Origin of the sequence: Pantoea sp. CTOTU49201, from assembly GCF_032054795.1 — a bacterium.
Classification (GTDB): Bacteria; Pseudomonadota; Gammaproteobacteria; order Enterobacterales; family Enterobacteriaceae; genus Pantoea; species Pantoea symbiotica.
In genome coordinates this window covers 1-4,068 of the sequence record NZ_DAMBSA010000412.1, presented here as the reverse complement: position 1 = coordinate 4,068, position 4,068 = coordinate 1, and the positions used below count along the sequence as shown (strand labels likewise).

Annotated in this window: 2 protein-coding genes; one reads left to right on the top strand and one right to left on the bottom strand. The window is 56.9% G+C overall.

The genetic code is table 11. The features are described 5' to 3' along the window. A partial coding sequence (gene malT, locus RTY00_RS21160) for an HTH-type transcriptional regulator MalT (protein ID WP_312666032.1) occupies nucleotides 1-2,097 on the bottom strand: 2,097 nt, incomplete at its 3' end. A gap of 274 nt (nucleotides 2,098-2,371) precedes the next feature. Here malT and glgP point away from each other — a divergent pair. Further along, on the top strand, nucleotides 2,372-4,068 hold a 1,697-nt coding region (gene glgP, locus RTY00_RS21155; RefSeq protein ID WP_312666030.1), incomplete at its 3' end, for a glycogen/starch/alpha-glucan family phosphorylase.

Genomic DNA, 4,068 nt, shown 5'->3' with positions numbered 1-4,068 from the left:
AATCTGCGCGCGCGCCACGTTGCGCCACTGACCTTGCAGGAAGTGATTATTGGCGAACTCCGGTTTCGCCGTCTGGCGCATCCAGCTGCTGGCGCTTTGACTGTCGCCGGTCATCTGCCAGAAAATCACCCGCACTTTATCGGCATTGGCGATCCAATCGCTGTGCAGCGATCCGTTGTTGAGCAGATTCTCAAGCCGACTGAGGTGGCTGCGCGCGTTATCGAGATTGCCGCGCGCCAGCGAACACTGCACCAGCAAACCGAGGCACTGAATCTGCTGCTGCGGCTGATAGCCTTTCAGCACTTTTATCCCTTCCCGCGCCGCCTGTTCCGCCTCGTCAAGTCGGCCCCACGCCCATAACAGTTGCGCGCGAATACGCAGCAGGAATTCATGCATCGGGAACTGTGTCAGATGCTGCTCTTTGACCAATACAAACGCCCGATCCTGCATCTCATAAGCGGACTGTAAAAATCCCTGCGCGAACAGAATTTCACTCTGCTGGATAAGGCTCCACAGCGCGTAATTCCACGCTTCTTCGCGACGCGCCATCTGCTCGGTCTGACGCATCAGCTTCAGCGAACTGGTTAGCTCGCCTTTGCAATGCATCACTTCGCCCAATACCGAAGTGGCCACAATGCAGCTGTATTGTCGGCTTTCCGGCAGCGCGTCGAGCGCCAGCAACGCCAGCCGCTCGGCTTCCTCGGCGTTACCGTCGTTAATAGAAACCTGCGCCAGCAGCGCGTTAAATTCGCCGCGCAGCACATCATCAATCTCTTCGCTGCAGGAGTGCTCAAAGCGCGTCAGCAAACTGCTCACTTCAGAAAAACGGTGCTGGCTTTGCATCAACCACGCCTGCAACAGCAGCAGTTTTGGATTTTCCAGCAGAATCTCCCACGGCAGCGCCTTAAGAGAATTTTCCAGCAGCGTGAGTTCGCTCTGATTAAACAGCGTCCAGGCGTATTGCAGCAGCACGTCGCGCAGCATTAGCGCATCACCGGCGGCCAGCGCATGATGGATCGCTTCGCCAGGAAAACCGAGACGCATCCAGCTTTCAGCGGCCGCGCGATGCAACGCCGGCAGTTCCGCCGCCAGTTCCCACTGACAGCGCTGACGCAAGAAACTGCCAAACAGCGGATGATAGCTAAACCACTCGCCCGAGTTATCCATGCGCTGCAAAAAAAGGCCCTGACGCTCAATCTCTTCCAGCCGCATCTGCCCTTGCTCTTCACCGGTTACGCAGGCAATCAGCGTGTCGTTCATCGATCGCAGTAGCGCGCTTTTCAGCAAGAACTGTCGCGTGGCGCTATCGACGTTATTCAGCACTTCCTCAACCAGATAATCCGCCAGATGGCTGGCGTTAATGCCGGAAAGGCGGCGCGCGGAATCCTGGGCAGAGCTGGCGCCCTGACGCGTCGAGAGCGCGATCAGCTGCAACGCCGTCGCCCAACCCGCCACGTCATCGCACAAACGCCCGCTCTCTTCCCATTCCAGCGGCGTCGTCAGGCGGCAATCAAAAAACTGTTTGGCTTCGTGATGGGTAAAGGCCAGCTGCTGGCTGCCCAACTCAATCAGCTGTTCACGCACGCGCAGGTTGGCAATGCCGAGCTGCGGCAGATTACGTGACAGCAAAATCAGCGTCACATTTTCCGGCTGATTGCGTAAAAAGAAGCGCATCGCGTCGTGAATCGCGGGATTAGTGATGTGATGGTAATCATCAATGATCAGCCAAATCGGTTGCTGCCACGCCGCCAACTCACTGAACAACTGGGCGAAAAGCGCATTAAGATTGATGTACTGCCGTTTCTGCGCCAGCGCTTCGCTGGAAGCGCAGCCGCCCTGCGTTGCCTGCTGCAGGGCGGCAATTAAGTAATCGACGAAGCGTTCAGGTTGATTGTCGCCCTCATCCAGTGAATACCAGCCCAGATTGGCTTTCCCCGCCGCCCATTGTGAGATCAGCGTGGTTTTGCCATATCCCGCCGGACTGGTCACCAACACCAAACGGTAATTGCCCGCCGCGCCCAATTTTTGCATCAGGCGCTCGCGCGCAACGGTGTTCTCAAGGCGGACGGGTCGGCTAAGTTTGGAGGGTATTAACATCGGTGAACGCTTCTCCCTAAACGTGGCGCATCATTATTTTACGCTTCGTAATTAATAGTCACATACGTTCAGACATTCATTTACCTATTGCAAGCGAACCCATTAAGCAGTCTTAACAAAAGCGACGGTTATCACATTCCTGTCACACTTTAAGATTTCCCTCAGCCTCTCCTCCCCGCTCATCCTCCCCGCTGAATTTGGTACAGGAGGAGGAGCGCGTAATGGCTGACGCGCAGAATGAAGCACATTCACCTCCGCCCTTACAGGACTGATTATGAAATTTGATCGCACCCGTTTTAAACACGCGCTAACCCGCCAATGGCAACGTTTTGGTCTGCACGATGCGCAAGAGATGACGCCGAATCAATGGTGGCAGGCGCTGAGTGGCGCATTGGCCGACATGCTGGCGGAGATGCCTGCGCCGCCATCCGCCACGCCGCAGCGCCACGTTAACTACATCTCAATGGAGTTTTTGATTGGCCGACTGACCGGTAACAATCTGCTCAACCTTGGCTGGTATGACGAGGTCAACGCGGCGCTGGCCGAGTGGAATATCACGCTGAGCGACGTGGAAGAGTGTGAAACCGATCCGGCGTTGGGCAACGGCGGTTTGGGCCGGCTCGCTGCCTGTTTTCTCGATTCGATGGCGACGGTCGGACAACCCGCCACCGGCTACGGACTCAATTATCAGTACGGCCTGTTCCGCCAGCACTTCGTTGATGGCGCGCAGCAGGAGATGCCGGATAACTGGCAGCGCGATAGCTATCCGTGGTTTAACCACAACGCGGCGCTAACCGTGCCGGTCCATCTCGGTGGCAAAGTCATCACGCAGAATGGCGTTGTCCGCTGGGAGCCGGCGGTGCAAATTCTCGGCGAGGCCTGGGATCTGCCGGTGGTCGGTTATCAGAATGGCGTTACCCAGCCGCTGCGTCTGTGGCAGGCGAAACATGCGCAGCCGTTTAATCTGCAGCGCTTCAATAACGGGGATTTCCTGCGCGCCGAGCAGCCGGGCATTGAGGCTGAAAAACTCACTAAAGTGCTCTATCCCAACGACAATCACGACAACGGCAAAAAGCTGCGCCTGATGCAGCAATATTTCCAGTGCGCCTGTTCACTGGCGGACATTTTGCGCCGCCACCAACGCGCCGGACGCAGCATCGAATCCTTGCCGGATTATGAAGTGATTCAGCTTAACGATACCCATCCCACTCTGGCGATCCCCGAGTTGATGCGTCTGCTGCTGGATGAACACGCGCTAAGCTGGGACGAGGCGTGGCACATCACCCAACGCACCTTTGCCTATACCAATCACACTTTGATGCCTGAAGCGCTGGAGTGCTGGGATGTGCGCATGGTGCGCGCCCTACTGCCGCGCCATATGCTGATCGTTAACCAACTCAATGCTCAGCTGAAGAAGCAGGTTGAGGCGCACTGGCCGGGCGACGAAGCGACCTGGGCGAAACTGGCGCTGGTACACAACAATCAGCTGCGCATGGCCAATCTTTGCGTCACCAGCGGCTTTGCGGTGAATGGTGTGGCAGCGCTGCACTCGCAGCTGGTGGTGAAAGACCTGTTCCCGGAATATCACGCGCTGTGGCCAGAAAAATTCCATAACGTCACCAACGGCATCACGCCGCGCCGCTGGATTAATCAGTGCAATCCGGCGCTGGCGGCGTTGATCACTAAAACTCTTGATCAGCCGTGGCTTACCGATCTCGATCAGCTGAAAGCGCTAGAAACTTACGCCGATCACGCCGCATTCCAGGCGCAGTATCGCGCCATCAAGCAGCAGAACAAGGTGGCGCTGACGCAATGGATCGCAGAACGCACCGGCATCAAGGTGAATCCTGAGGCGATGTTTGATGTGCAGATTAAGCGCCTGCACGAGTACAAGCGTCAGCATCTGGCGCTGCTGCACATTATCGCGCTGTGGCAAACGCTGGTGAGCGATCCGCAGGCCAACCTGACGCC